Here is a 4,276-nt window from a genome sequence, read left to right on the forward strand (position 1 = left end):
GAGCCAGTTCTGGACGAGGGTGAGGGCGTGGAGTGCGGTGTCCTCGGGGGTGGTGTCGGTGTCGAGGTGGACGATCACCGGTTCCGGGGTGTCGGAGTGACCCGAACCCCCACCGGACGCCGCGAGCGGAACCCAGTCGAGCTGGAGCAGGGAGTCCGCCGCCCGGCGGGTGGTGGCCAGCCGGGCCGGGTCGGTCTCGCGCACCGCGAGGGTGTCGACCGAGAGCACCGGTGAGCCGTCGGCGTCCGTCAGCAGGAGGGCGACGCGGTCGGTTCCCGTGGGGGTCAGTTGGACGCGCAGCGCGGTCGCGCCGGTGGTGTGCAGCCGGACCCCGCTCCAGGAGAACGGCACCCGCAGGCCGCCCGAGCCGTCCGAGCCGGCCAGTGCCAGGGGGTGCAGCGCGGCGTCGAGCAGTACCGGGTGGACCGAGAACTCGCCCACCCGGTCGGTGAGTTCCTCGGCCAGTGCGACCTCGGCGTGCCAGGTGTCGCCGTTCCGCCAGGCCGCTCGCAGCCCCTGGAAGAGCGGTCCGTAGGCGTACCCGGACGCCGCCAGCGTCTCGTACGCGTCGGCCACGTCGACCGGTTCGGCGTCGGCCGGCGGCCAGGGCTCCGGGTCGGGCGCAGGAGGTGCGGCGGCCGTCAGTGCACCGGAGGCGTGCATCGTCCACGGCGCCTCGGCGCCGTCCTCGCGGGAGTGGATCGTGACGGAGCGTCCGCCTTCCTCGTCGGATGCGCCGACGGTCAGCTGGATCTGGACGGCGCCCTCCTCCGGGACCGCCAGGGGGGCGTGCAGGGTCAGTTCCGTCACGGTCGGGCTGCCGGCCCGCAGGCCGGCGTGCAGCGCGAGTTCGAGGAGCGCGGTGCCGGGGAGGAGCGCGGAGCCGAGGATCCGGTGGTCCGCGAGCCAGGGCTGGGTGCGCAGGGACAGCCGGCCCGTGTGGACGGTACCCGAACCGTCGGCGAGCTCGACGGCGGCCCCGAGCAGCGGGTGGTCCGCGGTGCCCAGGCCGGCCCGGCCGAGGTCGCCGGTGGGCGCCTGCGGGACGTCGAGCCAGTAGCGGTCGCGCTGGAAGGGGTAGGTGGGAAGCTCCGGCCGGTACCCGTCGTGGTGGGCGAAGTACGCGGCCCAGTCGACCGGGGCACCTGCCGTGTGCAGGGCGGCGAGCGCCTGCGGGAGGGTGCGCAGCTCCGGGCGGTCGCGCCGCAGCGCGGGGAGCAGGAGCGCGTCCGGGAGGGTGTCGGCCGCCATGGTGGCGAGCACCGCGTCCGGGCCGAGTTCGAGGTAGCCGCCGATGCCGTCCTCGTCCAGGGCGCGCAGTCCGTCGGCGAAGCGGACGGTGTCGCGGACGTGCCGGACCCAGTGCTCGGGCGAGGCGAGCTCCTCGGCGGTGGCGATCCGGCCGGTCAGGTCGGACACCACCGGGATGCGCGGTGCGTGGAAGTCGAGTCCTGCCACGACCTTGCGGAAGTCGTCCAGCATTGGTTCCATCAGCGGTGAGTGGAAGGCGTGACTGACGGTCAGCCGACGGACCTTGGCGCCCAGCTCGGCGGCCCGGGCCGCGACCTCCCGCACGGCGTCCTCGGTGCCCGAGACGACCGTCGCCCGCGGGCCGTTGAGCGCGGCCGTCCCCGCGGCCCCGTCGAGGCCGGTGAGCAGCCCGGCGGTGGTCTCCTCGTCCAGGGACAGGGCGACCATGGCGCCACCGGGAGGCAGCTCCTGCATGAGCCTGCCGCGGGCGGCCACGAGGGCGGCCGCGTCGGGCAGCGACAGGACGCCGGCCGCGTGGGCGGCCGCGATCGAGCCGATGGAGTGGCCGAGCACCGCGTCCGGGCGCACGCCCCAGTGCTCCAGTAGGCGGTGGAGGGCGGTTTCGAGGGCGAAGAGGGCGGGTTGGGTGTAGCGGGTCTGGTGGAGGAGTGCGGCTTCGGGGGTGCCCTCGTCGGCGAAGACGATGGCGCGCAGCGGGCGGTCGAGGTGGGGGTCGAGGGCGGCGCAGGCGGCGTCGAAGGCGGCGGCGAATTCGGGGTGGGCGGCGTGGAGTTCGCGGCCCATGCCGGCGCGCTGGCTGCCCTGTCCGGTGAACAGGAACGCGATGCGCGGTGCGGCCTGCGCAGGTGTGCCGGCGCTCTGCCCGGTGGCGAGCACGCCGAGGGCGTCCAGGACCTCCGTCCGTTCCTCCGCGACGAACCAGGCGCGGTGGGCCTGCGGAGTACGCGCGGTGGCGAGGGTGTGGGCGATGCCGGCGAGCGGCTCCGCCGGCCGCTCGGCGAGGTGGCGGGCCAGCCGGTCGGCCCCGGCCCGGAGAGCCTCGGGGGTGTGCCCCGAGAGCAGCCACGGCACCGGCCGGGCCGGCGGTTCCACCGGCTCGGTGGTCGGGGCCTCGGCCAGGGCGGGCGCCTGTTCGAGGATGACGTGGGCGTTGGTGCCGCTGATGCCGAAGGAGGAGACGGCGGCGCGGCGGGGGCGGTCGTGTGCGGGCCATGCGGTGTTGTCGGTGAGGAGTTCGACGGCGCCGGTGGTCCAGTCGACGTGCGGGGTGGGTTCGTCGATGTGCAGGCTCCTGGGCAGGATGCCGTGGCGCATCGCCTGGACCATCTTGATGACGCCGGCGACTCCTGCGGCGGCCTGGGTGTGGCCGATGTTGGACTTCAGGGAGCCGAGCAGGAGGGGGTGTTCGGCGGGCCGGTCCTGTCCGTAGGTGGCGAGGAGCGCCTGGGCTTCGATGGGGTCGCCGAGGCGGGTGCCGGTGCCGTGGGCCTCGACCGCGTCGATGTCGGCGGCGGTGAGTGCGGCCTGGTGGAGGGCCTGGTGGATGACGCGCTGCTGCGAGGGGCCGTTCGGGGCGGTCAGGCCGTTGGAGGCGCCGTCCTGGTTGACGGCGGATCCGCGCAGGACGGCCAGGACCCGGTGGCCGTTGCGGCGGGCGTCGGAGAGGCGCTCGACGAGCAGCAGGCCCGCGCCCTCGCCCCAGCCGGTGCCGTCGGCCGCCGCGGCGAACGGCTTGCAGCGGCCGTCGGCGGACAGTCCGCGCTGCCGGCTGAACTCGACGAAGGTCGCCGGGCTCGCCATCACCGTCACCCCGCCGGCGAGTGCGAGGTCGCACTCGCCCTGCCGCAGGGACTGGGCGGCGAGGTGCAGGGCGACGAGCGAGGAGGAGCACGCGGTGTCGACGGTGACCGCCGGGCCCTCCAGCCCGAAGGTGTACGCCACCCGGCCCGAGGCCACGCTGCCGGCGCTGCCGCTCACCAGGTAGCCCTCGTAGCCGTCCGGAGCCTGCGGGGCCTGGTGCAGCCGGGCGCCGTAGTCGTTGTACATGACGCCGGCGAAGACGCCGGTGCGCGAGCCGCGCAGGACGGCCGGGTCGATGCCGGCCCGTTCGAAGGCCTCCCAGGCGACCTCCAACAGCAGGCGCTGCTGCGGGTCGGTGGTGAGCGCCTCGCGGGGGCTGATGCCGAAGAAGTCGGGGTCGAACCGGTCGGCGTCGTGCAGGAACCCGCCCGCGCGGGTGTACGACGTGCCGGGCCGCTCGGCGTCCGGATCGTACAGGCGCTCCAGGTCCCAGCCGCGGTCCGTGGGGAAGCCGGAGACCGCGTCGACGCCGTCGACCACCAGGCGCCACAGGTCCTCGGGTGAGCTCACGTCGCCGGGGAAGCGGCAGGCCATCGCGACGATGGCGATCGGGTCGGTGTCGGTCGCGGCGGTCGTGCCGTTGGCGACGGCGACGGCCGGTCGGTCGGCCCGCTCGCCCAGGAGCTCGGTCCGCAGGAGGTCGGCGAGTGACGCCGGGGTCGGGTGGTCGAAGACCAGCGTGGTGGGCAGCCGGAGGCCGGTGGCCCTGGCGAGCCGGTTGCGCAGGTCGACCGCCGCCAGCGAGTCGAAGCCCAGATCGGTGAAGGCGCGGCCTTCCGCGACGGAGTTCGCGTCGGGGTGGCCGAGCACCGTGGCCGTGGTGGTCCGCACCAGGTCGAGCAGCATGCGGTCCGCCTCGGCGGCCGGGGCGAGGGCCAGCCGCTCGCTCAGGGCCGGGCCCTGGCCCTGGTCCGAGGTGCCTGCCGCGACCCGGCGCGGCGAGGTCCGCACCAGCGAACGCAGGGGCGCCGGCACCGGGGTGTCCGAGGCGGCCAGTGCTGCGGTCGCGAACCGGGCCGCCACGAGCGGCGACCGGCCGGATCGCAGTGCCGTGTCGAAGTGGGTGAGGGCTTCGGTGGTGGTGAGGGGGGTGATGCCGGTGCGGGCGAGGCGGGCGAGGTCGGTGGTGGTGAGGGTGGCGGCC

1 protein-coding gene is annotated in these 4,276 nt (G+C 75.5%); it reads right to left on the reverse strand.

The window, feature by feature from the left end; genetic code table 11:
- The coding region (locus ACFVSN_RS45020; protein WP_387959297.1) for a beta-ketoacyl synthase N-terminal-like domain-containing protein at nucleotides 1-4,276 on the reverse strand (4,276 nt) is incomplete at both ends.

This window comes from Kitasatospora sp. NPDC057904 (assembly GCF_042887925.1).
Lineage (GTDB): Bacteria > Actinomycetota > Actinomycetes > Streptomycetales > Streptomycetaceae > Kitasatospora.